Annotated in this window: 14 protein-coding genes; 6 read left to right on the plus strand and 8 right to left on the minus strand. The window is 63.4% G+C overall.

Going from position 1 to position 16,570, the window contains the following annotated elements; genetic code table 11:
- Window positions 1-9 precede the first annotated feature (9 nt).
- Window positions 10-765, plus strand: a complete 756-nt coding sequence (locus AC3ANN_RS01190) for a nuclear transport factor 2 family protein (protein WP_488339188.1) — start codon at window positions 10-12, stop codon at window positions 763-765.
- A 295-nt stretch (window positions 766-1,060) separates the two neighbouring features.
- Here AC3ANN_RS01190 and AC3ANN_RS01195 read toward each other — a convergent pair whose 3' ends face one another.
- Window positions 1,061-1,540 (minus strand): Lrp/AsnC family transcriptional regulator, encoded by a 480-nt coding sequence (locus AC3ANN_RS01195; RefSeq protein WP_488339189.1) that lies wholly within the window; start codon window positions 1,538-1,540, stop codon window positions 1,061-1,063.
- A 103-nt stretch (window positions 1,541-1,643) separates the two neighbouring features.
- On the opposite strand from AC3ANN_RS01195, the gene AC3ANN_RS01200 reads away from it, so the two are divergent.
- From AC3ANN_RS01200 to AC3ANN_RS01210, 3 genes are all read left to right on the plus strand, one after another.
- Window positions 1,644-2,675 carry a 1-aminocyclopropane-1-carboxylate deaminase/D-cysteine desulfhydrase gene (locus AC3ANN_RS01200; RefSeq protein ID WP_488339190.1) on the plus strand — a complete coding sequence of 344 codons (1,032 nt, stop codon included), beginning with the start codon at window positions 1,644-1,646 and terminating at the stop codon, window positions 2,673-2,675.
- Window positions 2,676-2,808: 133 nt separating this feature from the next.
- Window positions 2,809-4,272: an amino acid permease gene (locus AC3ANN_RS01205; RefSeq protein ID WP_488339191.1), complete on the plus strand. Its 1,464-nt coding sequence runs from the start codon at window positions 2,809-2,811 to the stop codon at window positions 4,270-4,272.
- A gap of 53 nt (window positions 4,273-4,325) precedes the next feature.
- Entirely contained in the window at window positions 4,326-4,667 is a 342-nt protein-coding gene (locus tag AC3ANN_RS01210; RefSeq protein WP_488340887.1) for an ArsR/SmtB family transcription factor, read from the plus strand.
- 63 nt (window positions 4,668-4,730) lie between these two features.
- Here the strand turns inward: AC3ANN_RS01210 and AC3ANN_RS01215 are convergent, their stop codons facing one another.
- The 6 genes from AC3ANN_RS01215 to AC3ANN_RS01240 form a co-directional block, all read right to left on the minus strand.
- On the minus strand, window positions 4,731-5,405 hold the full coding sequence (locus AC3ANN_RS01215) for a TetR/AcrR family transcriptional regulator (protein ID WP_488339192.1): 675 nt from the start codon (window positions 5,403-5,405) through the stop codon (window positions 4,731-4,733).
- A gap of 88 nt (window positions 5,406-5,493) precedes the next feature.
- On the minus strand, window positions 5,494-6,183 hold the full coding sequence (locus AC3ANN_RS01220; protein WP_488339193.1) for an ABC transporter ATP-binding protein: 690 nt from the start codon (window positions 6,181-6,183) through the stop codon (window positions 5,494-5,496).
- Window positions 6,180-7,874 (minus strand): branched-chain amino acid ABC transporter ATP-binding protein/permease, encoded by a 1,695-nt coding sequence (locus tag AC3ANN_RS01225; RefSeq protein WP_488339194.1) that lies wholly within the window; start codon window positions 7,872-7,874, stop codon window positions 6,180-6,182. Before AC3ANN_RS01225 ends, AC3ANN_RS01220 begins: the two co-directional genes overlap by 4 nt.
- Complete coding sequence (locus AC3ANN_RS01230; RefSeq protein WP_488339195.1) at window positions 7,871-9,079, minus strand: ABC transporter substrate-binding protein; 1,209 nt, start codon at window positions 9,077-9,079, stop codon at window positions 7,871-7,873. The genes AC3ANN_RS01225 and AC3ANN_RS01230 overlap by 4 nt, the downstream gene beginning before the upstream one ends.
- Window positions 9,049-9,909: a branched-chain amino acid ABC transporter permease gene (locus tag AC3ANN_RS01235; RefSeq protein WP_488339196.1), complete on the minus strand. Its 861-nt coding sequence runs from the start codon at window positions 9,907-9,909 to the stop codon at window positions 9,049-9,051. The genes AC3ANN_RS01230 and AC3ANN_RS01235 overlap by 31 nt, the downstream gene beginning before the upstream one ends.
- Before the next feature lie 64 nt (window positions 9,910-9,973).
- A complete protein-coding gene (locus AC3ANN_RS01240; protein ID WP_488339197.1) occupies window positions 9,974-11,437 on the minus strand; it encodes an amidase in 1,464 nt (487 codons plus the stop codon).
- 395 nt (window positions 11,438-11,832) lie between these two features.
- On the opposite strand from AC3ANN_RS01240, the gene AC3ANN_RS01245 reads away from it, so the two are divergent.
- Both AC3ANN_RS01245 and AC3ANN_RS01250 read left to right on the plus strand, forming a co-directional pair.
- On the plus strand, window positions 11,833-13,143 hold the full coding sequence (locus AC3ANN_RS01245; RefSeq protein ID WP_488339198.1) for an alpha-galactosidase: 1,311 nt from the start codon (window positions 11,833-11,835) through the stop codon (window positions 13,141-13,143).
- Between the two features lie 118 nt (window positions 13,144-13,261).
- Complete coding sequence (locus AC3ANN_RS01250) at window positions 13,262-15,655, plus strand: family 43 glycosylhydrolase (protein ID WP_488339199.1); 2,394 nt, start codon at window positions 13,262-13,264, stop codon at window positions 15,653-15,655.
- A 251-nt stretch (window positions 15,656-15,906) separates the two neighbouring features.
- Here the strand turns inward: AC3ANN_RS01250 and AC3ANN_RS01255 are convergent, their stop codons facing one another.
- Entirely contained in the window at window positions 15,907-16,473 is a 567-nt protein-coding gene (locus AC3ANN_RS01255) for a TetR/AcrR family transcriptional regulator (protein WP_488339200.1), read from the minus strand.
- Window positions 16,474-16,570 lie beyond the last annotated feature (97 nt).

The raw sequence follows: 16,570 nt of genomic DNA on the forward strand, positions 1-16,570 counted from the left end.
GAGAGACTCATGTCCGCGAAAGAAGCCGTCCTGACCGCCGCAACGGCACTGTTCCTCGAGAAGAACGCCAACGCGGTCGACAACTACTTCGGCCCGGCGTACATCCAGCACTCGACCCTCGCGGCCGACGGCCTCGACGGCTTGCGCGCACTCCAAGGCAACCTTCCGCCCGACTTCGGCTACGAGCTCGTCCGCACGATCGCCGAGGGTGACCTTGTTGTGCTCCACGGCATCTACGCCGGCTTCGGTCCGGCTCCGCTCGTGGCGTTCGACGTCTTCCGCGCCGAGGGCGATCGCGTCGTCGAACATTGGGACTCGCTCGTGCCCGTAGTCACCGACACTGTGAGCGGCCGCACCCAGACAGACGGCGAGGACGAGATCGATGACCTCGACAAGACCGCCGCAAACAAGGCGCTCGTAGCCGAGTTCGCCGAGAAGGTGCTCATTGGCGCCGACTACAGCGTGCTGACCGACTACATCTCGACCGAGTCTTACGCCCAGCACAACCCTGAGGCTGCAGATGGCCTCGAGGGCTTCGGCGCGGCGGCTGCCGCGTGGGGTGCGGACGGCAAGCTGCTCGCATACAAGAACCTGCACCAGATCGTGGCCGAGGGCAACTTCGTCTTCACGCGTGCCGAGGGCGACTTCGGCGTGCCGGTGATCTATAACGACCTTTGGCGCGTCCAGGACGGCAAGATCGTCGAGCACTGGGATGTCATTGCGCCGATCCCAGCAGAGCTCCCGCACACCAACGGAGTGTTCTAGAGCAATATGACCGGGCGCCTCTCCTGTGATCTTCGCGACAGGGGAGGCGCCGGCCGGTACCCGGACTCAGGCCGTTCGTTCTAAAGAAGTCGCCGCGATCGGGTGGAAGGTCGTCTTCGCTCTGCGGAGTTCCCTGCAATGTCGAGGAGCGCGCTCGTGTTGTCGTGCGGTGAGGTGCTGAGGGGTGCATATCGGTGTTGTGCGCAGATCGCGTATGCAAAGCCGAGCCGGTTAGGGATCCGTGCGCGGCCCGGTTGTCGCCGTTTGATGGCCCCACGTGGAATGTCAGCAGTCGTCATCGTCGCTCGGCACTTGCCAGCTCGCGCAGAATTGGACCCATTCGATGCGGGATGACTTCTGTGGTCGCAATGGACGTACTGCTACGTTGTACTCCCGGCGCCAACTGAATCCGCTGTGTGATTCGGTGTAGGTCCACTGTGTCGCGCGCGACGACGCGAAGCATGACATCCGCGTCGCCGGTCGTCGTGTGCGCCTCGACAACCTCAGGGATCGCACGAATAGCAGAATAGACCGCGTCGATCTCTTGCTGAGCGACAGCCAGCGTAACGAATGCGAGCAGCGGACGTTCCGCAGCTGCGGGTGCCAGGGTGCCGCTCGGCGGCCCGAGTGCTCCGTTCTCCCTCAGTTTCTTCATGCGTGCGTAGACCGTATTGCGTGACACACCGAGCCGGCCGCTGATCTCGATGAGCGTGGCGTCGGGGTGGTCATCTCGTGCAAGCAGTATCCGCGCGTCGACGGTGTCCAGGCTGTGCATGTGTCTGACTGTACACGGAGCTCATGGGTTGCAAGATGGGCAGATGCCAAGCTTGGGCTATAGAAGTTGTGCAGATTCGGAGCACAACGTAGTGTGCCCTGCCATGAGTACAGCGATTCAGCCAGCGGATCTCCCGCGTCTCGACCTTCGAGGGTTCACCTCACCCGTACAGTTCCTCCCTCGCCTCACGGATGAGCTAGGAGTGGAGATCTGGTGCAAGCGTGATGACATCGGTTCGGTCGGGCTCGCGGGCAACAAGGTGCGCAAGCTCGAGGCTGAACTCGCACAGGCGCGGGCGATGGGCGCCACGCAGATCGTGACCGAAGGTTCGCGGCACTCGAACGCAACCCGGGCCGCTGCCGCGGCTGCGGCAGCACTGGGAATGAAATGCACCCTAGTTCTCTGTCACGACGAGCCGAAAGAGCCGGTCGGGAACCTCCTGCTCGATGCGCTCTTCGGAGCCGACCTCCGCCTCGTCGGCGACATCTCTTGGATTGAGCTCGCCGAGGTCACATCGCGTGTTGTGCAGGAGCTCGAGGACGGCGGCGAACGCGTGTACCGTCTTCCCATTGGCTCGGCGACGGGCCGTGGCGCGGCAAGCTTCGCCTATGCCTTCGCTGAGGCTGAACGGCAAATGGAAGCGCAAGGCGCCACCCTCCGTACGATCGTCCACGCGAGTTCCGCCGGAAGCACGCATGCAGGACTCGCGCTTGGCCGTGCGATCCGCGGGAGCTCCGCGCGAATCGTCGGCGTCGTGGTAGCGGGCGAGGTGTACGACGATGTCCCGGGCAACTACCTGCGGCTCGCCAACGAAGCCGCCGATCTCATCGCGCCCTCGCTGCGCATCACGGGATCGGACCTCGAAATCACTGAGAAGTACCTCGGGGAGGGCTACGGTAAGCCAGCCTCAGGGGTAAGCGAGGCAATTGACCTCATGGCACGCCTTGAAGGCATCGTGGTCGACCCCGTATACACCGCCAAAGCAGTGGCCGCCATCATCGACATGGCCCGAAACGGCGCAGTCGACGGACCGGTGCTGTTCTGGCACACAGGCGGTTACCACGCGATGTTCGATCCGAGCTACGCAGCATCGGTCTGGTCCGACCTCCCGCGTCTGCGGGCTATCAACCTCTAGCTCATCCCCTCAGTCACTGGCAAGAACTGCATCCAGCGCAGAGCGATCCGGTGAGCGACGGTTCGACCACCCGCACGCACCACTGCCGACGCCGTCACCTCGCAGCCGCCCATTCAAAGGAGAATGACCAGAAATGAACACCCACGCATCCGGTCTTCGCCGTGGCCTCAGCGCCCGGCATATCCAGATGATCGCCCTTGGATCCGCAATCGGCACGGGCCTCTTCTATGGTTCCGCCGGGGCGATCCAAGCCGCCGGACCAGCCGTGCTACTCGCCTACATGCTCGGCGGCGCAGTGGTCTTCGTGGTCATGCGGTCGCTGGGGGAGATGGCGGTCCGCCATCCGGTCGCTGGATCCTTCGGGCAGTATGCGTCGCGTTACGTGAGCCCCTTCGCCGGATTCCTTACCGGGTGGACATTCACGTTCGAGATGTTCGTTGTCGCCCTCGCCGACGTCACAGCGTTCAGCATTTACATGGGCTTCTGGTTCCCCGACGTCGAACGCTGGGTATGGATCCTCGCGGTGGTCTTCTTCATCACCGCGGCCAACCTTCTTAGTGTGAAGGTCTTCGGCGAGCTCGAGTTCTGGTTCGCCCTCATCAAGGTGTTGGCGATCATCGCGATGATCGTCGGCGGCATTGCGATCATCCTGTTCGGCCTCGGCAATCAGCACGACAACGCGGCTGGGCTGCAGAACCTTGTCGATCACGGTGGGTTCATGCCCAATGGAGTGTGGGGCGTCCTTCTTTCACTCACCATCGTCATGTTCGCGTTCGGCGGTACGGAGATCATTGGGATCACCGCCGGAGAAGCTCAGAATCCCAAGAAGGTGCTTCCTCGGGCGGTCAACACCGTTCCCGTCCGCATCCTGCTCTTTTACGTGCTCGCGCTGACCGTGATCATGTCAATCCAGCCGTGGGACACCATCGATGGTGAAACCAGCCCATTCGTGTCGATCTTCCAGAACCTGGGACTTGAGGGCGCCGCGCACATCCTGAACGTTGTGGTCATCACCGCAGCACTGTCAGCGATCAATGCTGACTTCTTCGGCGCAGCTCGCATGCTGCATGGTCTGGCAGAGCAGGGGCAGGCCCCTCGCACGTTTCTGAAGTCGACGCGCTCAGGTGTGCCGTTCATGACGGTCGTTGCGATGACATGCTCGTTGCTGGTCGGCGTGCTCCTGAACGTATGGTTCCACGACCAAATCTTCTTCCTCATCGCCGCGCTTGCGACCTTCGCAGTCGTTGTGGTGTGGTTGATGATCCTCATTTCGCACGCCCGCATGAAGCGCGAGATCGTGAAGGACGAGCTCCTCCCGAGCGAATTCCCCGTGCCGTTGTGGCCGACGGCCAACTACATCGCAATGGGCGTGATCGGCTTCGTCATCGTGATGATCGGAATCGTGCCGGAAACGAGACCAGCCCTCATCGTTGGTGCCATCTGGATCCTCGCCGTAGTCGCGTACTACGCGGTCTTCGTCCGTGGCCGGGGGCGAACCCGAATGGAACTGGTGGATGAAACGTCGATGATCGCGACAGTGAAACCGGCCACCGCAAGGTCGATCGAGAACGGCCCGTCGCTTCGAGCGCGCGGCTGAGCGGAGGCCGACAGCGCCCGACGATGCAAGTGGCGCCCGCAATGCGTGACGATATGCCTAGCCGAGATAAATCAAGCGATGCAGAGCTGGCAACAGTGGCCCCAGGCGACACGGACGAGCGTCTTGACGCGCTCGTCCGTGCCATCGCGGACGCGGAACGGCGAGCGCTCCTGGATGTCCTCATTGACGCGGCGCCCCCCGGCCTGTCGATTACGCAGTTGGCAAGCGCGACCGGAGTGTCCCGGTTCTGCGCATCCCGCCACCTGAGAGTTTTGCGCGAAGCGGGTGTCCTGACATTGACCAGGGACGGATACCAGAAGCTGCACTTCATCGACTTCGCGGTGTTCCTAGACCTTGAGGACTGGACGCTAAGATTCTCGAACCGATCAGATTGATCAAGAGGCGGCGCAGGTCATCAGCGCCAGCAGTCAAGGCTCTCGTCGGCGATGTCAGGCAGCCTACGATGTCCCGCCCGGGGAGCGGCTTTGCATCGCGGCGAGGTAGACGTCCAACTGATGCTCAAGCACCTCCCGCAGATCGACCTTGCGGAGCTCATCCTGCAATGCCGCCGCGGAGGGGAAGTTCTCCGGGGTGGCGCCTTCATACTCCTGGATCCACATGGGCATTCGGCCCTCCACGCGCTCTGCGACGTTCCGGCCAGCGTGAGCGGTCGTGACGGCGAGGATGAAATCCGCGAACGCACGGTACTCCAGCACCGCTTCATGGCCGGACCAGCCGCCACGCAGCACAGCTCCGAGTATCGCGTCGACGACCGCCAGTTCGTTGCCGCCGCCGGTGTGCGAGATCATCGTGAGAGCGGTAGCGGCGGGATGGGCGTCACCCATGCTCCACGTTCTCTCGGCGATATCGCGGAGAGTGGCGAGCCAGTCGCCAGAGGGCTTGAATCCTTCAAAGGCCTCACGAATGAGTTCCTCCGTGATGGCCAGAAGAAGTTCTTCGCGATTTCGGAAGTGTCTGAACACCGCCGGCGGAGTAGCCCCGAGTGCGGCGCCGAGTTGAGTGAACGTAAGACCGGCTGATTCATCCCGATCCAGCAGGTCGAGCGCCGTTGCGACAATCAGTGAGCGAGTCAGCGTGTTTCTCGGAAGCCTGCGCTTACGTTGCTCCGGCATCGGCCCCCTCAGTGCGCCACCGCGCACACTTAGTGTATGTGGGTACGCGCGTCACCAGCGGCGTTGTCCGGTCGTTCGCGCGGGGGTCTCACGAGACGATCAACAGATCCTCTAGTAGCGATGGGTCCGCGCGCAGCTGTGAACTGGATCGGTCGAGAACGATTTCGCCCTTGCTCATTCCCAGGATCCGGTCGCAGTAGACCATGGGCAGCTCCGGGCTCTGGTCGACAATCAATGTGCTCACGCCGGCCTCCGCGAGGGTGCGCAACGCTCCCAGGACGTCGCGCACAAGTGATGGCTGCAGCCCCTGAGAGAGCTCATCAACAATGATGAGCCGCGTTCCGAACACGATGGCGCGGGCGATTGCGACCTGCTGCTTCTGGCCGCCGGACAGGTCGCCCGCCTTCACCCTCGAGCGCTCACGTACAACGGGGAATAACTCGGCTACGTCAACGTTGGGCTTGTAGCCTTGACGGCGTGCGAGGCGCAAGTTCTCCTCCACGGTGAGGGACGGCAGGACGCCGCGGTCATCGGGCACGAACGAAAGCCCTGCGCGCGCGGCCTGCTCAGGACGCGATACCGAAGTGCCATCGATCTCCCGCGCCCCTGACAGGAGCGGCAGTTGCCCCGCGATGGTCTTGAGGAGGGTCGACTTTCCCATGCCGTTGCGGCCCAGCAAAGCAACGACGGTGGCCGGCTCGAGCTTCAAGTCGAGGTCGCGGAGCACCCTCGTGCTGCCATAGCCGGAAGACACTTGGTTCAGGTGCAGGCGGTTCATGTTCTCCCCAAGTACGCCGATTGGACATCCTCGTTGGCCGCGACTTCGTCCAGCGAGCCTTCGGTGAGGATGGCGCCGTCAGCCAGCACCACGACTCGGTCCGCAAGCTCTCGCACGATCTCCATGTCGTGCTCGACGACAATGAGAGTGCTGCCACCATGCCTGGCTGACTCACGCAGTAATCCGGCGAGCTTCATGGACTCGTCATGAGATAAACCCGCCGCTGGTTCATCGAGCAAGATGACGCGGGGGCTCCACGCAAGCACCGAGGCCAGTTCGAGCGCCCGCAGGTCCGCGAGAGGCAGGCTCGAGGCCGGTCGACTGTCATCAGCCTCAAATCGCTGAAGCCGAACGGGAAGCGCAGACGGATGGGCTGATTCGGCGCGGGCGAGGGTGATGTTGCTCGCCGGCGACAGCTCCGCGAACACACTCGGGATCTGGAAGACCTTGCCCATGCCTGCCCGGGCTCTCCGGTGAACCGGCCACCTTGTGGCGTCCTCGCCGCCGATATACACCGACCCGGAGTCGGCATCGACATCTCCGGCGACGACGTTGAGGAAGGTGGTCTTGCCGGCGCCGTTAGGGCCGATGATGCACACGCTCTCGCCCGAACGCGCCGCGAAGCTCACGCCCCGCACGATGGGTGTGGCACCAAAGGTCTTGCGTACGTCGTTCGTCTGAACGCTGTGGTCCCCCGTTGCTGTCCCCGTCTCCCTGGGTTCCACGGTGGGTAACCATGCGCCCTGCAGCGCCTGCAGGTGAGAGGGGACGCCGAGGATTCGCTGGGCAAGACCAACGAGTCCGGAGGGCGCGAACCGCACCACCAGCAGGAAGAGCACTCCGAGCGCGAGGAGGTACCCGCTGCCGAGCACGTCGCCGAGGTACTGGGATCCCATCGTGATCAGGATTGCGCCCAAGAACGCTCCGATGATCGTGCCCCGACCGCCGACAGCCAGCCATACGAGCACCTGCGCGGAAAGGGCGATCCCTGTCGTGGCCGGAGTGACGAGGCCCATCACGGGTGCCGCCAGCACGCCGGCGAGTGCTGCGATCGCGGCGCTCAGTGCGAAGGCGAGCATCATGGTTCGGCGCACCGGGACCCCGAGGTGAGCTGCGCGCTGACTGTTGAGAAAGACCGTGAGGAACCGACGGCCCCACTTCCCGCGGAGTACGACCGACCATACGATGGCGACAGTCAGAACAACCATGATCAATGTCACGTAGTAGTCGGCTATCAGGCCACGCGAAGAGACGAAGAGTCCGTTGCTGCCGTTCGTCACGGGGATCCATGATCGGCTGATTTGTTCGAGAAGCAGGGTCAGCGCGAGGGTGAGTATCGCCATCGTGGAAACGGTCGCCCGTGCCTGCAGCCCGACCATGCTCACGGCTAGCGCAAGGAGGATCGCCAGCACAACCGCGATCACGCCCCCGACACCTGCGGGTGCACCGAACCGTTCGGCGATGGCGACACCGTAAGCTCCCAGGCCGAAGAAGGCGGCGTGGCCGATGCTGACTACGCCCGCCCTTCCCCATGCCATGTCCAACCCAAACGCGAATAGCCCGTATGCGAGCCCGAGTGAGAGCAGCGCGAGCGCGAACGGCTGCAGCGCGAACGGGGCGAGACCCAGTCCGGCCGCCGCGACAGCAGCGAAGCCGATGTTGCGCGTTGTCACTCTCGCGGACCGCGTCATCCGCAATCCCTCGGCCGTTCGTCCGCGACAGCGCCGAGATCCTTGACGATGGTGTACTCCCCGTCCGGCCCAACTTCGATGGCCAACATGTTCTGCGACCAGTAATGCGAATCGGGGTTGAAGCTGCCCTCCCCGAGGACGCCCGTGAACTTTAGCTTCCCCATTTCTGCACTGATTGCGTCAGGGTCGTAGGATCCCGCTTCATTCACAGCCTCGGCGATGAACAGGGCGGCTGCATAAGAGCTCGCCGCCACGGCAGGGATCGGCCCTTCGAAGTCGTATGCCTCGCGGTAAGCCTTCACGAACGCGGCGTTCTCCTCGGTGTCGAGCTGGTCCGTGTAGGGCAGGACAGTGAGATCGCCCTCGATGATCCCTCCTATGGACGAGAAGAACTCCTGCTGGTGGGTTGTGCCGGTGAAGCCTCTGTTGTCGAGGGCGCCGAACTGTTCGGCCTGCTGAGCGAAGGCGACAGCATCGCCACCCACCACCGCATCGAGGACCCAGTCAGCGTCTGCGCTCTGGATCTTCGAGATGACCGGCTGCCAATCCGTTGTGCCGAGGGGGGAGTACTCCTCGAGCACGAACTCGCCACCAGCGTCCGCGAGTGCTTCCCGGGCGGCGTCTGCATACTGGTGCGGGAAGGAGTAGTCATTTCCCACAAACGCGACGCGGGGACCCCATGTCGCGACCATCTCGCTCACGAGGTCGTTGAGAAGCATCGGTTCCGTCACGCCAAACGGCCAGTAATGCGCGCTGCAGAACGGAATGGTGCCCATGATCGAGCTTGAGAATGGCACGTTGCCATCTCGGGCCACCGCGGCCACGGCGGCCCCGGAGTCTCCCGCGATCGTTCCGAACAGGTAATCGACCTGATCCTCTCGGATCAATCGCTGCGCCACCTGAGTCGAGGTAGCGGCGCTGCTCATATCGTCGAGCACCTCCCATTCGACGTCCTTGCCGAGGACGCCACCGTTGTCGTTGACATAATTGAGACCCAGCTCGAATCCCTGGACCATCGATTTCCCCTCCAGCGATGTCACGCCAGTCAGGGGCGCGACGACACCGATCGAGAATGCTACGTCGGGACTGTCCGCACTGCTTTGTGTGAACGATCCGCCGCATCCGGCGAGAACGAGCATGCCGGCGGCGGATGCCGTCAGAGCGGCGGATATTCTCATCCGCTCGTGCGTGATGTTGCGTGCCATTTGCGTAACCTCCAACTGATTCCTTGCGGCCGAATTGCGATGAGGACAAGAAGAGCGAGATAGAAGACGATGCCCGCTGCCGTTTCAGGCAGGAACGTCCGAAGGGTGACGTCCAAGATGGCGACCACCAGTGCTCCGGCGATCGGTCCGACCATGGAGCCCGGGCGCCCCAGCATCACAGCGAAGAAGATCGGAGCGAGAAGGCTCACCCCACCGGCCGGAGTGGCTCCGATCATCGGACTGTAGAGTGCGCCCGCCAGGACGGCGAGTGCTGTACCGGCGGCGAATGCTCCGGTGATCATGAGGCGCGGAGGAATACCCATCGATGCCGCCATCGCGCGGTTGTCAATCGACGCGCGCAGCCGAAGCCCGAGCGGCGTCAGGTAGACGACCGCAACGCACACGCCGACCACGGCGAGGCAGGAGAGGGCAGCTACGATGCGATAGGTCGGATACGGCGCCCCGAGAACGGGCACCGTGCCACCGATCGGAGCCTCAACGGACACAGCGCCAGGACCAAAGATGGCCTCGATCACTTGGCGAATCACGATCGCGACCCCCCACATCGCCAGCAGGGTCGCCAACATGCCCCTCTCATAGAGCCGAGAGAGCAACAGACGTTCGCTGAGTGCTCCGAGTATGGTGCCGACGACCACCGCGGCGATCACCGCTACGACGAACGGCACGTGCGGTGTCAGTGCGACCATCACGTACGCACCGACCACTGCGAAATCACCATGAGCGACGTTCACCACTTTGAGCTGCCCGAAGATCAGACCAAGTCCCCAAGCGAGGAGCGCGTAAAGGGCGAAGGTGCTCAGCACGGACATCGCGAACACACCTACGGCGCCCATATGCACCCCCTGCTGAAGAGGCGGGTCAGGACCTGGACCATCATGCGCTCCGCAAGTAGGCCGGGGTCACGGGCGTGAACATTGGCCGATGTGCCTCAAGGACCTCCCCGGCGCTGAACAAGAGGTCCTCCCGAAAGCGCCGAGTGAGCAACTGAACGCCAATGGGCATCCCGTTGACCCATGTGACCGGCACGGAAAGCGCCGGGAACCCGAGGAACGCCGGGGGCATGAGCGGCCATTGAGCTCGCAAGACCTCCTCCGCGCGATCAGTGCCGGCCACGTCGGCATCGATTTCGAACGTCTGCTCCGCCGAGACCGGAAGCAGCAACACGCTGAAGTCGCGGAGGAACGTGTCGAGTTCCCGCATCAGCGTTCCCCGCCGCGCGTACGCGCGCTGGTAAGCGATGAGGCTTCGATCCTTATGGATCGAGTCGATGAACGCGAAGTGGTTGCGGGCTGACTCGCGGATCGCGCCGTCTCCGTACTCCTCGATCAGCGGAACCAGGTCGTAGAAGTCAAGCCCCCACGCGACCAGCCACCAGAGCCGCCATGCCTCCTCGAAGAGGGGGAGTTGCACCTCCTGTACCTGATAGCCGGCGTGACGGAGCGACTGTGCAGCTGCAGTGATGGTTGCATCGACCGCAGGGTCGAGGGGGGAGACTCCGATGTCGCGGACAACGCCCACCCGTCTAAATCCCAGCGAGACTGGAGCCACAGGCTCGGGAACGGATTGCGGATCCCGATAATGCCCCGTTGCCATGGCGGCGAACCCGAGTCGGGCGTCCGCAATGGTGCGCGCGATCGGCCCGTCGACGGACATCAGTTGAGCCCCCAGGGTCATGTCGTTGTCTCCTGGGCCCGCCCACCGGGGGATGCGGCCAGGTGTGGGGCGGAGGCCCACGACTCCGCACGCAGCCGCCGGATAACGGATGGAGCCACCCAAGTCATTGCCTTGGGCGAGTGCCCCCATGCCCGTAGCCACCGCTGCGGCGGCCCCACCACTTGATCCGCCCGGGGTCCTGTCCGCGTTCCACGGGTTCAGCGTGCGGCCGTGGAGATCGTTATCTGTGAACCAGCGGATCGAGAATGCCGGTGTGTTAGTCCGACCCAGAAGGACTGCGCCCGCGGAGCGAAGGTTCTCGATGTGCGGCGCATCGGTTGTAGCTACGCGATTCTGGAACGCCGCGACGCCATCCGTCGTTGGCAGGCCGGCCTGGTCAGTATTGATCTTGGTCGTCACGGGCACGCCGTGAAGCGGACCCAGATCCTCGCCAGCGCGCTGCTGCGCGTCCAGCGCTCTGGCTGTCCGAAGCGCGGCGTCTGCCTGAACGGAAGCGAGAGCGTTTACAGCTTGACCCACCTCGTCGACCCGATGCAACGTTGACTCGACTGCCTCGACAGCGCTGATCAGACCATTCCTGACAGCATCAGCCGTCTCGGACGCGGTCCAACTCCAGATCGGGTCCGCCACCGAATCTCCACTCCGCCAGTGTGGATCGGTCACGGACCGCAACCCCCACAGGCTTTCATCGTCATTGATTTCCGTAGTGTGAGTCGACGGGGTCGCTCACGAAAGCCGATCGTATAGTTAATGCCGTTAACTTCACAACCCTCGTGGCGACCACCAGTGAATCGAGATCGTTGGACCGGAACCGCGCTTCTCGCCACGGGTCGCCCATGCGGTCGATGTAGTGCCGCAGATTGCGCCTATCGGGTGCATTGGATGCGTCGCCGCCCGATCGCAGCGGGCGATAGCAACATCCAACGTCTCGATGCTCCCACCGTGAGCCTGTGGTGGATCTTCGGCGAATCCTCCATAGGTGCCCAACGATTCGACATGGCTTATCACCCTCATCACATCGGAGACTCGGTTCCACAGTCGGGGCGAACGGAGCATCAGTGACTACGACGATTGACGTGCTCGCGGCCACTCCACCGATGGGTTGGAACAGCTGGGATTGCTTCGGAACCACCGTGACCGAGGCGGAAGTACTCGCCAACGCCGAGGTTCTCCGCGACAGGCTGTCCGGCGCCGGCTGGAATACGGTTGTTGTGGACATCGCCTGGTACGACCCGCATGCGAAAGCCCACGGCTACAACGCTGGGTCTCCGATCGAGCTGGACGGGTACGGTCGACAGTTGCCCGCACCTGCCCGTTTCCCGTCAGCCACCGACGGCGCCGGATTCGCGAGACTTGCCGCACGGCTCCACTCGATGGGTCTACGGTTCGGGGTACATATCATGCGAGGCATCCCGCGACGAGCCGTCGATCTGAACCTTCCGATCCTCGGTACCGAGTGGACTGCCCGCGACGTCGCCGACCCCGAGCACGTGTGCGCCTGGAATCCGGACAACCTAGGCCTTAAGCAGGACCATCCGGGCGCGCAGGCGTATTACGACTCTCAGGTGGATCAGTTCGCCGACTGGGGCGTCGACTACATCAAGGCCGACGATATGCTCGCGCCCTACGCTACGCGGGATATTGAGGCATACCAGCGAGCGATCCTGCGGAGTGGTCGCCCGATGATTCTTTCCCTGTCACCCGGGACGCAACTGTCGCCTCGATTGCTGCCTCACCTTCGGGCGAACGCGCAACTGTGGCGCATCTCCGACGATCTCTGGGACCGTTGGGAGGATGTTCACGCCCAGTTCGCCAGGCTCGCGCACTGGGCCCGGCACCAACAGACGGGCGGTTGGGCGGACGCTGACATGCTGCCCGTCGGCCGAATCGGGGTGCGTGCGGAACGCGGCGAGCCTCGCGACTCGCGACTCACGCCCAACGAGCAGCAGACGATGCTCACACTTTGGGCGATGGGACGGTCACCGCTCATGGTCGGAGCAGACCTTCCCCACACCGACGAAGCCACACTGGCTCGTCTAGCCAACCCAACGCTGGGGGCCGTGCTGGCGAGCACCACGTCCAACGCTGAACTCCTGCGCGAACCCGCCGACGGCGGAGAGCTCATCGTGTGGGGATGTGATCAGCAGGCCGGGAACCGTCGCTACGTCGCCGTCTTCTGGACCGGCAACGACCCGTACCAGGTGAGCCTGCCCTTTGACTCACTCGTCGGGCTCGACGAGCGCGGGCCGCGCTGGCGGGTCCGAGACCTGTGGGCTGCCAATCCTGAGAGCTGGGACGCCGAGCACCAACTCGTCGTCACCATACCGCCGCACGGGGTGCGCTGGCTCGAGCTCACCCCGGTGGAGTGAGTGTCAGCATCGCTGATTTGTCTAGGGAGTTCGTCCAATCGAGCATGGCTGGCGGCACCCCCTGGCCCCGATGATGACCGTGTGTCGATATTCACATCGGAGTGAACAGGAGAACCACATGCCTAGCGATACCACCAACCGTCCGCGAACAATCGCCCTACTCAGTATCCTCGCGATCCTTGCTGCGCTGGTCTGCGTGAACGGGGTGGCACCCCGGGCCGCCGCCGCTGATGTCACAGTCACGGTTGATCACAACGCAGTCACCACGACGAGAGGCACACCGGAGCAGACTTACTACTCCGGTGCATGGTCGAGCAACACTCGTATCCACTGGGCGACGACCGGATCGTTCTTCGAGATCCCCTTCACCGGACACACCCTGAATCTGTACGGCAGTACGAGAACGGACCACGGCACAGGTACCGTCTTCGTCGACGACATCCAGGTCGGGCAGGTCACCTACCAAGGGCCGAACAACAACACTGTCCGACTCTTGTTCACCAAGGCCGGTCTCACAGACGGCCCGCACACGGTGCGGGTGGAAGCCAACGGCTGGGTCGACCACGGGTGGGCCACGTTCACCACCGGTACGGCGACCGGTCCCATCGTCGACGACCTGTCCCGGCTTTACAACTCCGTCACCGCGAAAGTCGCTGCGGACTTCACCACCTCATCGTGGCCGGCATTCTCCACCGCCCGGACCGCTGCCGGTACTGCGGTGGTCAGCAACAGCGGAACCCCGGCGAGCCGGGAACAACTTCGCGTCGACCTGCAGACGGCGCTCGCCGCCCTCGTCGAGATCGACGGCCTACGCGACATGATCGCTGACTACCAGACCCGAGCGTCCTCGCAGTACACGTCCGCCAGCTGGAGCCCGTTCCAGACGGCCATCACCCAGGCTCAGGCTGCCATCGGCAACGGTTCCGCCACCAAGGCGAACATCGCCACTGCGAAGAACGCCTTGCAGAACGCCGCCGCGGCACTGGTGACCACGTCCCCCGGCACCTATCAGCCAATTACAAACGACACATGGTGGCACGACACCAACGGCAACCCCATCTACTCGCAGGGTGGCGGCGTATTCAAGTTCGGTGATACGTACTACTGGTATGGAGTCCGGTATTCCGGCGCTGCACTTTACAAAGCGAACCCGACGAAGACCTACGGCAACGACGTCGACTTCGTGTCCATCCCCGTGTACTCGTCAAGAGATCTCGTGAACTGGAAATTCGAGAAGGATGTCGTTACTGGGTCAACCAAGCTCGCGGTGCCCAGCGGCAAGGGCCAGTACTTCGCGATGATGGACGAGATGAGCGATGCCACGTGGGTCGGGCGGCTCGGCGTCGCCTACAACGAGAACACCGGAAAATACGTCATCGTCGTGCAGGCAGTTCAGCCGTTCGACCCGACCGGAACTCAGGCCGGAGCAGTCCTGTTTCTGCAAGGCGACTCGCCGGTCGACGACTTTGAGTACGGCAACCTGCAGGAGCAGATCGTCAACTCGCCCACCAAGGCGACTGGAGACCAGACCGTGTTCACAGACGAGGACGGTGTCGACTACCTGATCTTCTCCAACAGCTCGGGCCGCAACCGTGGGTTCGTGTCCAGGCTCGCGCCGGCCGACTCGCTCTCGGCCGAGCCCGGTGTGCAAATCGGGTATGTTCCCGGGTCCGGACGCGAAGGCAACGCCATGTTCCGGATGGGTAACCGCTACTTCATGGCGGCCTCGGACCTTCACGGGTGGAACACTTCGGTGACCCACATCATCCAGTCGACTAGCTCGGCCATCCAGGGCACGTACTCAGCGGAGTCCGTCATGGTGGGCACCGAGATGGATTACAGCCACGTTACCCAGAGCGGGTTCTTTATCACCGTGAAGGGAACCACGAAGACCACCACAATCTACGCAGGTGATCGGTGGGCGGACTTCGCTTGGAACGGCATCGGCTACAACCAGTGGGTGCCCCTGACGAACAACAACGGAACCCCTGAGTTCAACTCCCTCAGCCAGTGGGAGCTGAATGCGACCACTGGCGAGTGGCGCGTTGGTCCGGCCAACAACTACGCGCTTAACCCCGACTTCGCGGCTGACCGTATTGCGGTGTCCACGCTCACCGGTTGGACGAACCAGCCTGACGCCGGGTCCGCGAGCACCTTCGTGAGCAATGTATCGCCCGGTGCGGACGGTACGCGGTGGGGGCTGAGGCTAAACGCCGCGACCGCATACTCCGGTGCTGTCGAGCAAGTGGTGAACCTCCCAGCCGGGACGTACACGTTCGCGCTAAAAGCGAGCACGACGTTCGGGGTTGAGTACGCACGCGCCGTGATTGTCGAACCCAACGGCGACCGGAACGTGCTCAACCTCAACACCGGTGCAAGCGGCTGGCAGAACCTCTCACTGGCGGGCATCCAGACTGCAGCCGGCAACGCGACCATCCGTATCGAAGCAAAGAGCACGACAGGGAATCAGCCCGTCACGGTCGACCTTCTCTCGCTCGTGAGAACGGGCTGAGATGCCTCTATCTGGAGCATCCCTGCGTCGGTGCGACCTCGCCTCCCCGGGGCGTGATCGACCGACGCAGGGACGTTGCTGATGTCGTTCCGGGAATGGAAGGGAGTTTGGAGTGAACCTCGGATCATCCTCGTGGGGAGGTGCCCGCTGATTCGACGAGGTTCGATGATGGGCGGGTGGCATGGAGCTGGCTCGTCGCACCGGGAGAAATCGCCATCGTCGTGATGATCTATCGGCACTCCTCGCGAACCTCACGGAGTTGTTCTGCGAGCCACCTCAGCAGGGTCCACGGCTATTCCGTGCAGGAGTAGGTCCACGATGTGCTGGGCCCCGGACTCGTCCAGAGGGCGGCCAAGCAGAGCCGCGTACGCTACCGACGCGAGGAGTTGGTCTCCGAGGGCCGCGGCATCCACGTCCGCGCGGACGGAACCGGCGACGCGGGCGTGGTTGATCGTGTCGATGATCCACCGCATGGTTCGACGTGTGAAGCGTTCATTCAGCGCGGCGCCCAGATCGGGATCTGTCGCAGACACGGCGATCAGTGCGCGAACCAGCGCAATGTTCTCGGGACGGGCTAGATGCACTCCGGCGACCGTGAGCCATGCACGCAGATCCGTGCCGAGGTCGCCCGTTCGAACGGGGTCCGACGGTGCGATCGGGAGGTCCCCTTGCAGGAGCGATTCGCCGAGGATCGCTGCCTTAGTCGGCCACCAGCGGTAGATAGTTTGCTTCGATACCGCCGCTTCCGCGGCAAGACCCTCGATCGTGACCGCTTCGTAGCCCCCATTCCAGACCGATCGACGCATCGCAGCGAGCACCGACTGGCGCGCTAGCTCACTTCGAGGGCGGGGCACCATCTGAGAGTAGCGGGGTATAGTGTGACGCATAAGTGGACGCACCGGTGCGAAACCCTCC

Source organism: Microbacterium sp. STRO-2N, from assembly GCF_057747775.1.